Origin of the sequence: Streptomyces sp. NPDC003720 (genome assembly GCF_042875075.1) — a bacterium.
In the GTDB taxonomy this organism is placed as follows: domain Bacteria; phylum Actinomycetota; class Actinomycetes; order Streptomycetales; family Streptomycetaceae; genus Streptomyces.
Genome location: NZ_JBIANZ010000009.1, coordinates 263480 through 278168 on the forward strand (window position 1 = coordinate 263480; position 14689 = coordinate 278168).

General features: G+C 71.2%; 19 protein-coding genes. 14 read left to right on the top strand and 5 right to left on the bottom strand.

Annotated features, from left to right (window positions below):
• Position 1 precedes the first annotated feature (1 nt).
• Genes ACFYU0_RS25525 through ACFYU0_RS25535 form a run of 3 tightly spaced genes read right to left on the bottom strand, consistent with a single transcriptional unit; the run spans position 2 to position 2542 of the window.
• Positions 2–775 carry an ABC transporter permease gene (locus tag ACFYU0_RS25525; RefSeq protein WP_351669275.1) on the bottom strand — a complete coding sequence of 258 codons (774 nt, stop codon included), beginning with the start codon at positions 773–775 and terminating at the stop codon, positions 2–4.
• Positions 772–1695, bottom strand: a complete 924-nt coding sequence (locus tag ACFYU0_RS25530) for an ABC transporter ATP-binding protein (protein WP_351669274.1) — start codon at positions 1693–1695, stop codon at positions 772–774. The genes ACFYU0_RS25525 and ACFYU0_RS25530 overlap by 4 nt, the downstream gene beginning before the upstream one ends.
• A 31-nt stretch (positions 1696–1726) precedes the next feature.
• Positions 1727–2542 carry an aminoglycoside N(3)-acetyltransferase gene (locus ACFYU0_RS25535; RefSeq protein ID WP_389304373.1) on the bottom strand — a complete coding sequence of 272 codons (816 nt, stop codon included), beginning with the start codon at positions 2540–2542 and terminating at the stop codon, positions 1727–1729.
• Between the two features lie 184 nt (positions 2543–2726).
• On the opposite strand from ACFYU0_RS25535, the gene ACFYU0_RS25540 reads away from it, so the two are divergent.
• The 11 genes from ACFYU0_RS25540 (at position 2727) to dapD (ending at position 11302) form a co-directional block, all read left to right on the top strand.
• Positions 2727–3488, top strand: coding sequence for an ArsR family transcriptional regulator (locus tag ACFYU0_RS25540; RefSeq protein ID WP_351669272.1), 762 nt, complete (start codon positions 2727–2729; stop codon positions 3486–3488).
• Complete coding sequence (gene sufB, locus ACFYU0_RS25545) at positions 3485–4906, top strand: Fe-S cluster assembly protein SufB (protein WP_199210105.1); 1422 nt, start codon at positions 3485–3487, stop codon at positions 4904–4906. Before ACFYU0_RS25540 ends, sufB begins: the two co-directional genes overlap by 4 nt.
• A 56-nt stretch (positions 4907–4962) precedes the next feature.
• Positions 4963–6147, top strand: coding sequence for a Fe-S cluster assembly protein SufD (sufD, locus tag ACFYU0_RS25550; RefSeq protein WP_389304376.1), 1185 nt, complete (start codon positions 4963–4965; stop codon positions 6145–6147).
• Positions 6144–6464 carry a Rieske 2Fe-2S domain-containing protein gene (locus ACFYU0_RS25555; protein ID WP_199210104.1) on the top strand — a complete coding sequence of 107 codons (321 nt, stop codon included), beginning with the start codon at positions 6144–6146 and terminating at the stop codon, positions 6462–6464. Before sufD ends, ACFYU0_RS25555 begins: the two co-directional genes overlap by 4 nt.
• A gap of 7 nt (positions 6465–6471) precedes the next feature.
• Complete coding sequence (sufC, locus tag ACFYU0_RS25560) at positions 6472–7236, top strand: Fe-S cluster assembly ATPase SufC (RefSeq protein ID WP_351669270.1); 765 nt, start codon at positions 6472–6474, stop codon at positions 7234–7236.
• On the top strand, positions 7233–8489 hold the full coding sequence (locus ACFYU0_RS25565) for a cysteine desulfurase (protein WP_351669269.1): 1257 nt from the start codon (positions 7233–7235) through the stop codon (positions 8487–8489). The genes sufC and ACFYU0_RS25565 overlap by 4 nt, the downstream gene beginning before the upstream one ends.
• A gap of 11 nt (positions 8490–8500) precedes the next feature.
• Positions 8501–8968, top strand: a complete 468-nt coding sequence (gene sufU, locus ACFYU0_RS25570; RefSeq protein WP_199210101.1) for a Fe-S cluster assembly sulfur transfer protein SufU — start codon at positions 8501–8503, stop codon at positions 8966–8968.
• Positions 8965–9297, top strand: a complete 333-nt coding sequence (locus tag ACFYU0_RS25575; RefSeq protein WP_131569140.1) for a metal-sulfur cluster assembly factor — start codon at positions 8965–8967, stop codon at positions 9295–9297. The genes sufU and ACFYU0_RS25575 overlap by 4 nt, the downstream gene beginning before the upstream one ends.
• Before the next feature lie 94 nt (positions 9298–9391).
• Positions 9392–9712, top strand: a complete 321-nt coding sequence (locus ACFYU0_RS25580) for a multidrug efflux SMR transporter (protein ID WP_351669268.1) — start codon at positions 9392–9394, stop codon at positions 9710–9712.
• Entirely contained in the window at positions 9712–10248 is a 537-nt protein-coding gene (locus ACFYU0_RS25585; RefSeq protein WP_389304380.1) for a TetR/AcrR family transcriptional regulator, read from the top strand. The genes ACFYU0_RS25580 and ACFYU0_RS25585 overlap by 1 nt, the downstream gene beginning before the upstream one ends.
• A gap of 64 nt (positions 10249–10312) precedes the next feature.
• Positions 10313–11302 carry a 2,3,4,5-tetrahydropyridine-2,6-dicarboxylate N-succinyltransferase gene (dapD, locus tag ACFYU0_RS25590; protein ID WP_351669266.1) on the top strand — a complete coding sequence of 330 codons (990 nt, stop codon included), beginning with the start codon at positions 10313–10315 and terminating at the stop codon, positions 11300–11302.
• 342 nt (positions 11303–11644) lie between these two features.
• On the opposite strand, the gene ACFYU0_RS25595 is transcribed toward dapD, so the two are convergent.
• A complete protein-coding gene (locus tag ACFYU0_RS25595; protein WP_351669265.1) occupies positions 11645–11932 on the bottom strand; it encodes a hypothetical protein in 288 nt (95 codons plus the stop codon).
• A gap of 165 nt (positions 11933–12097) precedes the next feature.
• On the opposite strand from ACFYU0_RS25595, the gene ACFYU0_RS25600 reads away from it, so the two are divergent.
• The gene (locus tag ACFYU0_RS25600) at positions 12098–12748 is read left to right on the top strand and encodes a GNAT family protein (protein ID WP_351669264.1); all 651 of its coding nucleotides are present in this window, start codon (positions 12098–12100) and stop codon (positions 12746–12748) included.
• A gap of 28 nt (positions 12749–12776) precedes the next feature.
• Here the strand turns inward: ACFYU0_RS25600 and dapA are convergent, their stop codons facing one another.
• On the bottom strand, positions 12777–13670 hold the full coding sequence (gene dapA / locus ACFYU0_RS25605) for a 4-hydroxy-tetrahydrodipicolinate synthase (protein ID WP_389304383.1): 894 nt from the start codon (positions 13668–13670) through the stop codon (positions 12777–12779).
• A gap of 168 nt (positions 13671–13838) precedes the next feature.
• Here dapA and ACFYU0_RS25610 point away from each other — a divergent pair, with 168 nt between their 5' ends.
• Both ACFYU0_RS25610 and ACFYU0_RS25615 read left to right on the top strand, forming a co-directional pair.
• Positions 13839–13979, top strand: coding sequence for a hypothetical protein (locus ACFYU0_RS25610; RefSeq protein WP_351669262.1), 141 nt, complete (start codon positions 13839–13841; stop codon positions 13977–13979).
• Positions 13976–14662: a hypothetical protein gene (locus ACFYU0_RS25615; RefSeq protein WP_389304385.1), complete on the top strand. Its 687-nt coding sequence runs from the start codon at positions 13976–13978 to the stop codon at positions 14660–14662. The genes ACFYU0_RS25610 and ACFYU0_RS25615 overlap by 4 nt, the downstream gene beginning before the upstream one ends.
• The last annotated feature ends 27 nt before the right edge of the window (positions 14663–14689 follow it).

Sequence of the window (14689 nt, forward strand, 5' to 3'; positions counted from 1 at the left end):
CTCACTCCCAGCGGAAGAACTTCCCCGCCGCGGCCAGTCCCAGGACCGCCCACACCGCGAGGATCCCCAGATCGCCCCAGGGCACCCCGGCCCCGTGCTGGAGGACGTCCCGGAGCCCGTCGGAGAGCGCCGAGATCGGCAGCAGGCCGAGCACGTGCCGGCCGGCCGAGCCGAACTTCTCCAGCGGGACGACGACCCCGCCGCCGACGAGCAGCAGCAGGAAGACCAGGTTGGCGGCGGCCAGCGTCGCCTCCGCCTTCAGCGTGCCGGCCATCAGCAGGCCGAGCCCGGAGAAGGCGGCCGTGCCGAGCACCAGCAGGAGCAGTACGGCGAAGGGACTGCCGTGCGGGGACCAGCCGAGGGCGAACGCGATCGCGGTCAGCAGGATCACCTGGAGGATCTCCGTGACCAGCACCGACGCCGTCTTCGCGGCCATCAGACCCCAGCGGGGCAGCGGGGAGGAGGCCAGCCGCTTGAGCACGCCGTAGCGGCGCTCGAAGCCGGTCGCGATGGCCTGCCCGGTGAACGCCGTGGACATCACGGCGAGGGCGAGGATGCCGGGCGCGAGGAAGTCCACGGCCTCGCCCTTGCCGGTGTCCACGATGTCCACGGAGCTGAACAGGACCAGCAGCAGGGTCGGGATCACGACCGTCAGCAGCAGTTGCTCGCCGTTGCGCAGCAGCATCCGCGTCTCCAGCGCCGCCTGCGCCGCGATCATGCGGGGGAGGGGCGCCGCGCCCGGCCTGGGGGTGTACGTACCCGACGCGGTGCTCATGAACGCAGCTCCTTGCCCGTGATCTCCAGAAAGACGTCCTCGAGGGTGTGCCGCTCGACCGAGATGCGGTCCGGCATCACCCCGTGCTGGGCGCACCACGAGGTCACCGTCGCCAGCAGCTGGGGGTTCACCTTGCCGGAGACCCGGTAGGCGCCCGGGGTCAGCTCGGCGGCCGTGCAGTCGGCGGGCAGCGCCTTCAGCAGGGAGGCCACGTCGAGGCCGGGGCGGCCGGTGAAGCGCAGGGTGTTCTCCGCGCCGCCCTTGCACAGCTCCTCCGGCGAGCCCTGGGCGATGACCCGGCCGCCGTCGATGATCGCCACGTCGTCGGCGAGCTGCTCGGCCTCTTCCATGTAATGCGTGGTGAGGATCACCGAGACGCCGTCGGCGCGCAGGTCCCGCACCAGGTCCCAGGTGGCCCGGCGGGCCTGCGGGTCGAGTCCCGCGGTCGGCTCGTCCAGGAACACCAGCTCGGGGCGCCCGACGACGGCCATGGCGAGCGCGAGCCGCTGCTGCTGGCCGCCGGACAGCCGCCGGTAGGAGGTCCGGCCGCAGGAGCCCAGCCCGAGGCGCTCGATCAGCGCGTCCACGTCCAGCGGGTGCGCGTGCAGTCTGGCGACGTGCCGCAGCATCTCGTCGGCCCGGGCGCCGGAGTACACGCCGCCGGACTGGAGCATCACGCCGATCCGGGGACGCAGGTCGGCGGACTGCCGTACCGGGTCGAGGCCCAGGACGCGCACCGTGCCGGAATCCGGCCTCCGGTACCCCTCGCAGGTCTCGACCGTGGTCGTCTTGCCCGCCCCGTTGGGACCGAGCACGGCGGTCACTCCCGCCCGGGCCACCAGGTCCAGCCCGTCCACCGCGGTCTTCGTGCCGTACCGCTTCACCAAGGCCTCGACCTGGACCACGGGCTCACTTCGCATGAACCCAGAGTCTAGGGACGCCGCCGGGCGTTCAGACGCGGGGGTGCTGGAAGTCCTCCTCACGGGGCCGGTGCAGTGGGAGCCACCGCTGCGCGTAGGCCACCGCGTCCGCCACCGGGAACAGGCGCGCGTCGGCGGCGCCCACCCTCCCGCGCACGACGGGCCGGTCCCGTTCGAAGTCGTGGCCCAGCTCGTCGAAGCGGTCCGAGGTGATCGACACCTCGGTCACCGTCTCCCAGCCGCCGCCCGGCGCCGGCCGGCCGACGTTCACCAGCGGCGACGGGGTGCGGTACTCGGCCAGGTGGAAGCTGGTGCAGGCGTCGTAGCCGGCGCCGAGCAGCAGCACCCGGGCGTCCAGTTTCTCCAGCCGGGCCAGCGGGCTCCGCTCGCCGAGCCGGCAGTCGCGGGCGTGCCCGTCCACGATGCCGGCCGCGCGGGGGCCGAGGGCCGCGAAGGAGGTCTGCGGATGCGCGCTGCGCAGGGCGCCCGGCCAGGTCCGCACGGTCTCCGGTACGACGCCGACGCCACGCGAGGGAGTGGTCGCCGGGTCGTACGGGGGCATGGTGGCGCGGATGCGGTCCCACCACTCCTCGGGCACCCGCGGGCTGCGCCACAGCGCCGGGTCGGACTGGTCGCCGGACTGGGTGGGGACGACGAGCGTGCCGGCCGGGCCGAGCGCGTCGAGGAGCGCCTGGACGACGGCGACGGCGCCCCCGTTCACCCAGCCGAGGGAACTCAGCGAGGAGTGTGCCAGGAGGGTCTCGCCGCGCTCGACACCCAGTCGGCGCAGCTCCTCGGCCAGGCTGTCCCGGGTGAGAAGAGGGCCGGTCGGAGGGGGTGTGGACATGGTCCCGGAGTCTCTCCGACCAGGGGCCGCGGCGCCAGTGAGCCGCCTGGCCGGGCCGGGCGGGATGATCGATCAGAAGATCGTTTCCGCAGGTGGGATTAGGTATGCCTAAGTGACGCAGGGCACCGGGGGGTGATCCGGACGGCGCTTGTCAGTCTCCGAGGAATTACGCAACAATGGCGTTGTGAAAAACGTCGGCGAGGCTCGGGAGACCCCGGTGGGGACCCCGCAGGAGGAGCTCGCGACCGGGGAGCGCTCGACGCGCAACCGGGTCGCGCGGTCCATCCTGGACCACGGCCCGTCGACCGTCGCCGAGCTGGCCGGACGGCTGGGCCTGACCCAGGCCGCCGTACGCCGCCACCTGGACGCGCTCGTCGCGGACGACGTCGTGGAGGCCCGCGAGCAGCGGGTGTACGGCGCGCGCACGCGCGGCCGGCCCGCCAAGGTGTTCGCGCTCACCGACTGCGGCCGGGACGCCTTCGACCAGTCGTACGACAAGCTGGCCGCGGACGCGCTCCGCTGGATCGCCGAGCGGGAGGGCGGTCCGGAGGCGGTCGCCGCCTTCGCCCGGGCCCGGTTCGCCGCACAGGCGGAGGCCTACCGCGAGGCGATCGAGAGCGTCGGCCCCGAGCTGCGCGCCGAGGCACTGGCCAAGGCCCTCAGCGCGGACGGGTACGCTGCTGCGGCGCGCAGCGCGCCCCTTCCGCAGCGGGGTGAGCAGCTCTGCCAGCACCACTGCCCGGTCGCGCACGTGGCGGAGCAGTTCCCGCAGCTGTGCGAGGCGGAGACGGAGATCTTCGCCGAGCTGCTGGGTACCCATGTGCAGCGGCTGGCGACCATCGCGCACGGCGACGGCGTCTGCACGACGTTCATCCCCAAGATTTCGAAGTCCGACAACCAGAGCCACCAAGCATCTGCAAGCACGGCCGGGAGGAACCCCGCATGACTCTCCCCACGGAGACTGCCCACCCCGAACTCGAGGGTCTGGGTAAGTACGAATACGGCTGGGCCGACTCCGACACTGCCGGCGCCTCTGCGAAGCGCGGCATCAACGAGGACGTCGTCCGGGACATCTCCGCGAAGAAGTCCGAGCCGGAGTGGATGACGAAGCTCCGTCTCAAGGGCCTCAGGCTCTTCGAGAAGAAGCCCATGCCGAACTGGGGCTCGGACCTGTCGGGGATCGACTTCGACAACATCAAGTACTTCGTGCGCTCCACCGAGAAGCAGGCGGAGTCCTGGGAGGACCTGCCCGAGGACATCAAGAACACGTACGACAAGCTCGGCATCCCCGAGGCGGAGAAGCAGCGCCTCGTGGCCGGTGTCGCGGCCCAGTACGAGTCCGAGGTCGTCTACCACCAGATCCGTGAGGACCTGGAGGAGCAGGGCGTCATCTTCCTCGACACCGACACCGCGCTGAAGGAGCACCCGGAGCTCTTCAAGGAGTACTTCGGGACGGTCATCCCGGTCGGCGACAACAAGTTCGCGTCGCTGAACTCCGCGGTGTGGTCCGGCGGCTCCTTCATCTACGTGCCGAAGGGCGTGCACGTCGAGATCCCGCTCCAGGCCTACTTCCGTATCAACACGGAGAACATGGGCCAGTTCGAGCGGACCCTGATCATCGTCGACGAGGGCGCCTACGTGCACTACGTCGAGGGCTGCACCGCCCCGATCTACAAGTCGGACTCGCTGCACAGCGCGGTCGTCGAGATCATCGTCAAGAAGAACGCCCGCTGCCGCTACACGACCATCCAGAACTGGTCGAACAACGTCTACAACCTGGTCACCAAGCGCGCCGTCGCCTACGAGGGCGCGACCATGGAGTGGATCGACGGCAACATCGGCTCCAAGGTGACGATGAAGTACCCGGCCGTCTACCTGATGGGCGAGCACGCCAAGGGCGAGACCCTGTCCATCGCCTTCGCGGGCGAGGGCCAGCACCAGGACGCCGGCTCCAAGATGGTCCACATGGCGCCGAACACCTCGTCCAACATCGTCTCCAAGTCGGTGGCGCGCGGCGGCGGCCGCACCTCGTACCGCGGCCTGGTCGAGATCGGCGAGGGCGCCGCGGGCTCCAAGTCCAACGTGCTCTGCGACGCGCTGCTGGTCGACACCATCTCCCGCTCCGACACGTACCCCTACGTGGACGTCCGCGAGGACGACGTCTCCATGGGCCACGAGGCGACCGTCTCCAAGGTCTCCGAGGACCAGCTCTTCTACCTGATGAGCCGCGGTCTGTCCGAGTTCGAGGCGATGGCGATGATCGTGCGCGGCTTCGTCGAGCCGATCGCCAAGGAACTCCCCATGGAGTACGCCCTCGAGCTCAACCGGCTGATCGAGCTCCAGATGGAGGGCGCGGTCGGCTGACGCCACCGCCGCTCCCGTCAAGCCACTCACGTAAGAAAGCGAGCAGACCGACAGCCATGGCTGAGGCTCAGAACATCCCCGTGGGCTCCACCACCGCGGGCCAGATCGCGGTGGCCGCCGAGTCGACCGTCGCCACGCGCATGAGCGTGCCCCCGTCCTTCGACGTGGCGGACTTCCCGGTCCCGCACGGCCGCGAGGAGGAATGGCGGTTCACGCCGCTGGAGCGCCTGCGCGGCCTGCACGACGGCACCGCCGTCGCGACGGGCGCCGGCGTGAAGGTCGCCGTGGAGGCCCCCGAGGGCGTGACCGTCGAGACCGTCGGCCGCGACGACGCGCGGATCGGCCGGGCCGGCACCCCGGTGGACCGCGTCGCCGCGCAGGCGTACTCGGCGTTCGAGCAGGCCGGCGTGGTCACCGTCCCCAAGGAGACGGTGCTCACCGAGCCGATCCGCATCGCCGTGCACGGCGAGGGCGGGGTCGCCTTCGGCCACCAGGTGATCGAGCTGGGCGCCTTCGCCGAGGCCGTCGTCGTCATCGACCACACCGGTGACGCGGTCCTCGCCGCGAACGTCGACTACGTCCTGGGCGACGGCGCCAAGCTGACCGTCGTCTCCGTCCAGGACTGGGACGAGAAGGCCGTCCACGTGGCCCAGCACAACGCGCTGATCGGCCGGGACGCCTCCTTCAAGTCCGTGGTCGTCACCTTCGGCGGCGACCTGGTCCGGCTGCACCCGCGCGTGGAGTACGCCGGTCCCGGCGGCGAGGCCGAGCTGCTCGGCCTGTACTTCACCGATGCCGGGCAGCACCAGGAGCACCGCCTGCTGGTCACCCACAACACTCCGCACTGCAAGTCGAACGTCGTCTACAAGGGCGCGCTCCAGGGCGACGACGCGCACGCCGTCTGGATCGGCGACGTGCTCATCGAGGCCGCCGCCGAGGGCACGGACACCTACGAGATGAACCGCAACCTCGTCCTCACGGACGGCGCGCGCGTCGACTCGGTGCCGAACCTGGAGATCGAGACCGGTGAGATCGTCGGCGCCGGCCACGCCTCCGCCACCGGCCGCTTCGACGACGAGCAGCTCTTCTACCTGATGGCCCGCGGCATCCCCGAGCAGGACGCCCGTCGCCTGGTGGTCCGTGGCTTCTTCGCCGAGCTGGTCCAGCAGATCGGCGTCGCCGACATCGAGGAGCGCCTGCTCACCAAGATCGAGCAGGAGCTGGAGGCCTCGGTCGCATGACGTCCTTCGTACGCGCCTGCGGGCTGAGCGAGCTGGAGGAGGACACCCCGAAGCGGGTGGAACTCGACGGCACGCCGGTCTCGGTCGTGAAGACGGAGGGCGAGGTGTTCGCCATCCACGACATCTGCTCGCACGCGAACGTCTCCCTCTCCGAGGGCGAGGTGGAGGACTGCCAGATCGAGTGCTGGCTGCACGGCTCCGCCTTCGACCTGCGCACCGGCAAGCCGTCCGGCCTGCCCGCGACGCGCCCCGTCCCCGTATACCCCGTAAAGATCGAAGGGGACGACGTTCTCGTCTCCCTCACCCAGGAGTCCTGAGGCACCCATGGCAACGCTTGAAATCCGAGACCTGCACGTCACCGTCGAGGCCGACAACGCCACGAAGGAGATCCTCAAGGGCGTCGACCTGACCGTGAAGCAGGGCGAGACGCACGCCATCATGGGCCCCAACGGCTCGGGCAAGTCGACCCTCGCCTACTCGCTCGCGGGTCACCCGAAGTACACGATCACCAGCGGCACCGTGCTGCTCGACGGCGAGGACGTCCTGGAGATGTCCGTCGACGAGCGCGCCCGCGCGGGCCTGTTCCTGGCGATGCAGTACCCGGTCGAGGTCCCCGGCGTCTCGGTCTCCAACTTCCTGCGCACCTCCGCCACCGCCGTCCGCGGCGAGGCCCCGAAGCTGCGCACCTGGGTGAAGGAGGTCAAGGAGGCCATGGAGCGCCTCAACATGGACCCGTCCTTCGCCGAGCGCAACGTCAACGAGGGCTTCTCCGGCGGTGAGAAGAAGCGGCACGAGATCCTCCAGCTCGAGCTGCTCAAGCCGAAGGTCGCGATCCTCGACGAGACGGACTCCGGTCTGGACGTCGACGCCCTCCGCATCGTCTCCGAGGGCGTCAACCGCGTCCGCGAGACCGGCGAGGTCGGCACCCTGCTGATCACGCACTACACGCGCATCCTGCGCTACATCAAGCCCGACTTCGTCCACGTCTTCTCCGCCGGCCGGATCGTGGAGTCCGGCGGCGCCGAGCTCGCCGACAAGCTGGAGGAAGAGGGCTACGAGGCTTACACGAAGGGTGGCGCATCCGCGTGACGCAACTGCCGGGCCTCCTCGACACCGAGGCGATCCGCAAGGACTTCCCCATCCTGGACCGCGCGGTCCACGACGGCCGGAAGCTCGTGTACCTGGACAACGCGGCGACCTCGCAGAAGCCGCGTCAGGTGCTGGACGCCCTGAGCGAGTACTACGAGCGCTACAACGCCAACGTCCACCGCGGTGTGCATGTGCTCGCCGAGGAGGCCACGGCGCTGTACGAGGGCGCGCGCGACAAGGTCGCCGAGTTCATCAACGCGCCCAGCCGCGACGAGGTGATCTTCACCAAGAACGCCTCCGAGTCGCTGAACCTCGTGGCCAACATGCTGGGCTGGGCCGACGAGCCCTACCGGGTGGACCACGAGACCGAGATCGTCATCACGGAGATGGAGCACCACTCCAACATCGTGCCGTGGCAGCTGCTCGCGCAGCGCACGGGCGCGAAGCTGAAGTGGTTCGGCCTCACCGACGACGGCCGGCTCGACCTGTCCAACATCGACGAGGTCATCACCGAGAAGACGAAGATCGTCTCCTTCGTGCTGGTGTCCAACATCCTGGGCACGGTCAACCCGGTCGAGGCGATAGTCCGCCGCGCCCAGGAGGTCGGCGCGCTGGTGTGCGTCGACGCCTCGCAGGCCGCGCCGCACATGCCGCTCGACGTCCAGGCCCTCCAGGCCGACTTCGTGGCCTTCACCGGTCACAAGATGTGCGCCCCGACCGGCATCGGTGTGCTGTGGGGCCGCCAGGAGCTGCTGGAGGACCTGCCCCCGTTCCTCGGCGGCGGCGAGATGATCGAGACGGTGTCGATGCACTCCTCGACCTACGCCCCGGCGCCCCACAAGTTCGAGGCGGGCACGCCGCCGATCGCCCAGGCGGTCGGTCTCGGCGCGGCGATCGACTACCTGAGCGCGCTCGGCATGGACAAGATCCTCGCGCACGAGCACGCGCTCACCGAGTACGCGGTGAAGAGGCTCGCCGAGGTGCCGGACCTGCGGATCATCGGCCCGACCACGGCCGAGGACCGCGGGGCCGCGATCTCGTTCACACTGGGCGACATCCACCCGCACGACGTGGGCCAGGTGCTCGACGAGCAGGGCATCGCGGTACGCGTGGGTCACCACTGCGCGCGCCCCGTCTGCCTGCGGTACGGAATTCCCGCGACCACGCGAGCGTCGTTCTATCTGTACTCCACGCCGGCGGAGATCGACGCTCTGGTCGACGGGCTGGAGCACGTACGGAACTTCTTCGGATGAAGGGCTGACGCGTGAAGCTGGACTCGATGTACCAGGAAGTCATCCTGGACCACTACAAGAACCCGCACGGGCGGGGCTTGCGGGATGGCGACGCCGAGGTGCACCACGTGAACCCGACGTGCGGCGACGAGATCACCCTCCGAGTGAAGTACGACGGCACGACCATCGAGGACGTCAGTTACGAGGGCCAGGGCTGTTCCATCAGCCAGGCCTCCGCCTCGGTGCTGAACGAGCTGCTGGTCGGCAAGGACCTGGCCGACGCGCAGAAGATCCAGGAGACCTTCCTGGAGCTGATGCAGTCCAAGGGCAGGATCGAGCCGGACGACGCCATGGAGGAGGTGCTGGAGGACGCGGTCGCGTTCGCCGGCGTCTCCAAGTACCCCGCCCGGGTCAAGTGCGCCCTCCTGAGCTGGATGGCGTGGAAGGACGCGACGGCCCAGGCACTGGACGGCGCCGACGCCGAAAGGAAGACGGCATGAGCGACACCGTGGAGATGAAGCCCGCCTCCGAGGAGGAGCTCCGCGAGGCCCTGATGGACGTCGTCGACCCCGAGCTGGGCATCGACGTCGTCAACCTGGGCCTGATCTACGGCATCCACGTCGACGACGCGAACATCGCGACCGTCGACATGACCCTGACGTCCGCGGCCTGCCCGCTGACGGACGTGATCGAGGACCAGGCCAAGTCCGCCACGGACGGCCTGGTCAGCGAGTTGCGCATCAACTGGGTCTGGATGCCGCCGTGGGGCCCCGACAAGATCACGGACGACGGGCGCGAGCAGCTTCGCGCGCTCGGCTTCAACGTCTGACGCAGCACCCCGCGAAGGGGGCCGCGGCCGTGTGCCGCGGCCCCCTTCCGCATGTCCGGCCCGGGCACGGGCACCGATGTGTACGCTCGTACACATGGGATACCTCTGGCTCGCCTGCGCCATCGCCGCCGAGGTCGTCGCGACGACCGCGATGAAGTACAGCGAGGGCTTCAGCAGGCCGGTGCCCTCCCTGGTGACGGCCCTCGGCTACGTCGTCGCCTTCGCGCTGCTCGCCCGGACCCTGCGGACGGTGTCCATCGGCACGGCGTACGCGATCTGGTCGGGCGCCGGGACGGCGACGATCGCCGTCATCGGCCTGACGCTCTTCGGGGAGGGGCTGAGCACCGCCAAGGTCGCCGGGATACTCCTGATCATCGGGGGAGTGGTGGTCCTGAACCTGGGCGGTGCGCACTGATGCCCCGCCGTCATGACCCCGGCCGTCGGCAGCGGATCATCGACGCGGCGCTCCGGGTCGCGGGGGAGAAGGGCATCGCGGGGCTCAGCCACCGCTCGGTGGCCGCCGCGGCGGACGTGCCGCTCGGCTCCACGACGTACCACTTCGCCGGCCTGGACGACCTGCTGGTGGCCGCCCTGGAGCAGGCCGGCGAGGGGTTCGGCGACGTGCTCGACGCCGACGGGGTCCTCGCCGACCCGGACGCCGACCTCGCGGCGGGCCTCGCGCGGGTCCTCGGCGACTGGCTGGCCGGCGACCGGCCGGGGGCGGAGCTGGAGTACGAGCTGTACCTCGCCGCGCTCAGACGCCCCGCCCTGCGGCCCGTCGCCGCGCGCTGGACGCGCCGGACGGCCGCGCGGCTGGCCGAACGCACCGATCCGCGGACGGCCCGGGCCCTGCTGGCGCTGATGGACGGCATCTGCCTCCAGGTGCTGCTCACCGGCGGTTCCTACGACGAGGAGTACGCGCGCGACGCCCTGGCCCGGCTGATCCTCTGAGGCGGCGACCGGCACGTGAGACACGGTTCGCTCCCGCGCCCCCGCCCACGTTAGGTTTTCCCACATGACCGACACGACTGCTTCCCGCACCACCGGTGCCGTGGCCGCCGGCCTCGCCACCATCGCCTCCGACGGCACCGTTCTCGACACCTGGTTCCCGGCCCCCGAGCTGGTCGCGGACCCCGGCCCGGCCGGCACCGAGCGGCTGTCCGCCGAGCGGGCCGCGGAGCTGCTGGGCGGCGGTGCGACCGCGGCGACCGGCCCGGACGCCCGCCGGGGCGTCGAGGTGGTCGCGGTCCGTACGGTCATCGCCTCGCTGGACGAGAAGCCGGTCGACGCGCACGACGTCTACCTGCGCCTGCACCTGCTCTCGCACCGCCTGGTCAGGCCGCACGGCCAGAACCTGGACGGCGTCTTCGGTCACCTCGCCAACGTCGCCTGGACCTCGCTCGGCCCGGTCGCCGTCGACGACATCGAGAAGGTGCGGCTGAACGCCCGCGCCGAGGGCCTGCACCTCCAGGTCACCTCGATCGACAAGTTCCCGCGCATGACGGACTACGTCGCCCCGAAGGGCGTCCGCATCGCCGACGCCGACCGGGTGCGCCTCGGCGCCCACCTCTCCGAGGGCACCACGGTCATGCACGAGGGCTTCGTCAACTTCAACGCCGGCACGCTCGGCACCTCCATGGTCGAGGGCCGCATCTCCGCGGGCGTCGTGGTCGGCGACGGCTCCGACATCGGCGGCGGCGCCTCCACCATGGGCACGCTGTCCGGCGGCGGCAACGTGATCATCTCCATCGGCGAGCGCTGCCTGGTCGGCGCCGAGGCGGGCGTGGGCATCGCGCTCGGCGACGAGTGCGTGGTCGAGGCCGGCCTGTACGTCACCGCGGGCACCCGCGTCACCATGCCCGACGGCCAGATCGTCAAGGCCCGCGAGCTCAACGGCGCCTCCAACATCCTCTTCCGCCGCAACTCGGTCACCGGCGCGGTCGAGGCCCGCCCGAACAACGCGGTCTGGGGCGGCCTGAACGACATCCTGCACAGCCACAACTGATCACGGGCGGCCGGTGAGCGCCCTTCCGCGGCCCCCGGCGGCCCGGGGAGGGCGCTCACCCGCATCCGCCGCCGTACCTCCGGTTCGTCCCGCAGCCGGACACGAACCGCACAACGGCCGCCGCCGGCCGGCCCGTTGTCAGTGCCCGCGCCTAGGGTCTCCAGTGCGCGGCCGGCTTCCGGGGGTTCCAGCTCCGAACGAATGGTTTTCATCCCCGGCCTGTCCGGGGGCGGCCCGGAGACCCTGTCCGGGACCCAACCGACGACCGGGCTTCGTCGATGGCCACGAGATGACCCGCCAGCGCCGGCCGCGCACCTCCTCTCGGGTTCCACCTCGGCCTGGTCAGCCCATGAAGACGCTGTGCGTTCCGGGTACCTGTACCGCCAGCCCCGGGGGGATGACCTGGACGACGCCGCCTGCGCAGCCCGGAACGTTGTGGACCAGGGCGGGTGTGTCCGTGAAGTTGAAGACGGTGGACAGCCGGGTTATCTCGAAGCAGCCCTTCGGGTCGTCGTGACGGACCCCGTCGATCGCGAGGAACCCGGTCGCGGCGAAGGTCGAGCCCGGTACGGCGAGCGCGAGCGATCCGGCGGCGGCGAGTGTGGCGAGTGTCGAGCCGATGCGACGCATGGCGAACCTCCCGGCTTGGCGGCCCGGGGACGTCCCGGCCCTGCAACCGACCGTACGGAAGCGTGCACGCACCGCATCCGGGCGTCCCCCAAGTGGGCGACGGCGGCCGCCGTCGCCCGGTGAAAATCGGATGCGGCGGCCGGGTGGGCTGGCTACCGTCCGGGCGTGGCCCACACCTATCCGCCGCTGAACGTCGAAGTCCGCACGCCGCGTCTGACGCTGGCCGGCGCGTCCGACGAACTGCTGGAACGTCTCGTGCCGCTCGTGCGCGCCGGGGTCGCCGACGCCGAGCCGTGGCCGTTCGACGATCCGATCTCGTTCTACGCCGACAGCCCCGAACGCGAGTGGCGGTGGCTGCGCGGCATCTGGGCCGGCCGGGGCCGCGTGAGTCCGGATGCGTGGCGGCTGTACTTCGTGGTGATGGTCGACGGCGAACCGGTCGGCATGCAGGACCTCATCGGCAGGAACTTCACCCGGTTCGGCACCGTGTCCAGCTTCTCGTGGCTCGCCCCCGCCAGCCGCGGACAGGGACTCGGCAAGGAGATGCGGGCGGCGATCCTGCATCTGGCCTTCGCCGGGCTGGGCGCACGCGAAGCGGGCAGCGACGCCTTCGTCGACAACACGGCGTCCAACCGCGTCTCCCATGGGCTGGGTTACGAACCGAACGGCACGGACTGGGACACCCGCCGTGGCGACCCCGCAAGGATCCAGCAGTGGCGGCTCACCCGGGACGCGTGGGAACGGGTCCGCCGGGACGACATCGAGCTGACCGGCGTCGAGGAATGCCTGCCCGTTCTGGGCATCGGCACGATCTGACACGACCGTCACGGCCCCGCCGGGCCGGTCAGGGTGCGACGAGCCGTTCGTACAGTGCCGCCAGTGCGTCGGCCGTCTCCCGGCCGGCGGGCAGCAGGGGCGGTCGTACCGGGCCCGCGGGCAGGCCGAGCCGGCCGAGCAGGGCCTTGGCGGTGACCGTGCCGGGCAGGCCCGCGTCCATCATCGCCTCGATCAACGGCGTCACGCCCAGCTGGAGTTCGGCCGCGCGGGCCGTGTCGCCCGCGTCGAACGCGTCCAGGACGGCGGCGATCCGCCCCGGCACCGCGTTCGCGACCGTGCTGACACAGCCCGCCGCGCCCACCGCGTACAGCGCGAGCACATGCTCGTCGCAGCCCGCGTAGTACGCCAACTCCGTCGCCGCCAGCACCTTCTGGGTGCCGAGGAAGTCGTACGAGCAGTCCTTGACCGCGACGATCCGGGGGTGTTCGGCGAGCCGGATCATCGTCTCCGGCTCGATCCGGGTGCCGGTGCGGCCCGGGATGTCGTAGAGCATCACCGGCAGCCCGCTCGCGTCGGCGACCTGCCGGAAGTGCGCTTCCAGCGCCTCCTGCGGCGGCCGGCTGTAGTACGGCGTCACCACCAGCACGCCGTCGGCGCCCGCCTTCTCCGCCGCCCGGGCCCCCTCGGCCGTGTGCCGGGTGTCCGCCGTGCCGACGCCGGCCACCAGCGCGGCCCGGTCGCCGACCGCCTCCCGGACGGCCGCGATCAGGTCCGCCTTCTCGGAGTCCGTGGTGGTGGGCGACTCGCCCGTGGTGCCGCTCAGCACCAGCCCGTCGCAGCCCCCGGCCACCAGCCGGTCCGCCAGCCGCCCGGCGCCCTCCAGGTCGAGCGCGCCCGCCTCGGTGAACGGGGTGATCATCGCGCACAGGGTGCGGCCGAAGGGCTTGCGTCGGATCGTCATGCAGGTAGTCTCGGCCGGACGATGGTGAAGCTCTACTTAAATCTGCTACCAGGTATTGGTAAGTATTACTGAATAGTGAGGGTGGTGGCCGAAGGTCCTGTGTCCAAGTCGGCCGACATGGGTCACTATGAGTCGGGACGGTCATTGACGTCGGTCATGGGAGGCACCATGAAGCTCGGCAAGGCACTGGCCACCGGAGTCGCCGAGGAGCGGCCCCTCGTCCGTCAGGAGGAGCCGGAGCTCCCCGAGGAGATCACCCGCACCGCACCGGCCGAGCCGGCCCGCGAAGAGGTACCGGCGGCCCGATGAGGCTGCGGCTCCCGGTGGAACGCCCGACGGAGCCGCCGACCGGATACAAGATCGCCCATCCGGTGCTGTCGCAGGACGGCGCCCGGGCCGGGTTCACCGGTGTGTCCCTGGGCGGCGCGCTGCCGTACGGCGTGCTCGACGACGCGTCCTGCGTCTACGGGCGGCGGCACCGTGCGCCCGCGCGGCTGTGCGACTGCGGCTTCCACTGCGTGCACGACCGCACGGCCGCCGAGGCCCTGCTCTGCACCGCCGAGCACCGGGCCGCGGTCCTGCTCGAAGTATCCGTGCTCGGCGCCTACATCCGCTTCGAGCGCGGCTTCCGGTACGCCCGGCAGCGGGTGCGCACGGCGACCGTGGGCCCGTGCGCCTGCGGGGCCGGGGCGGTCGCGCTCGCCGACGCCGGCTGGGGCAGGGCCGGCTGGCAGGCCCTGGCGCCCGCGTGCGCGGGCTGCGCGGGGGCTCGTACGGCCGTCCCGCTCGCCGGGTTCGCCCGGCTGGCCGGAGAAGGGCTGCGGGTGGTGGCGGCCGCCGCCGCGCCGTCCGCCGCGTTGACGGCCGACGGCGACCTGGGCGTACCCGAACTCGTGGCCGAGGCGGCCCTGTTGCAGGCCCGGCTGGACTGGTTCCAGACGCAACTCGCCCGGCTCGGCTCACCCGGGGCGGGGGGAGAGGGGAGAGGGTGACGGACCCGGGCCTGGGTACTCGGGGGG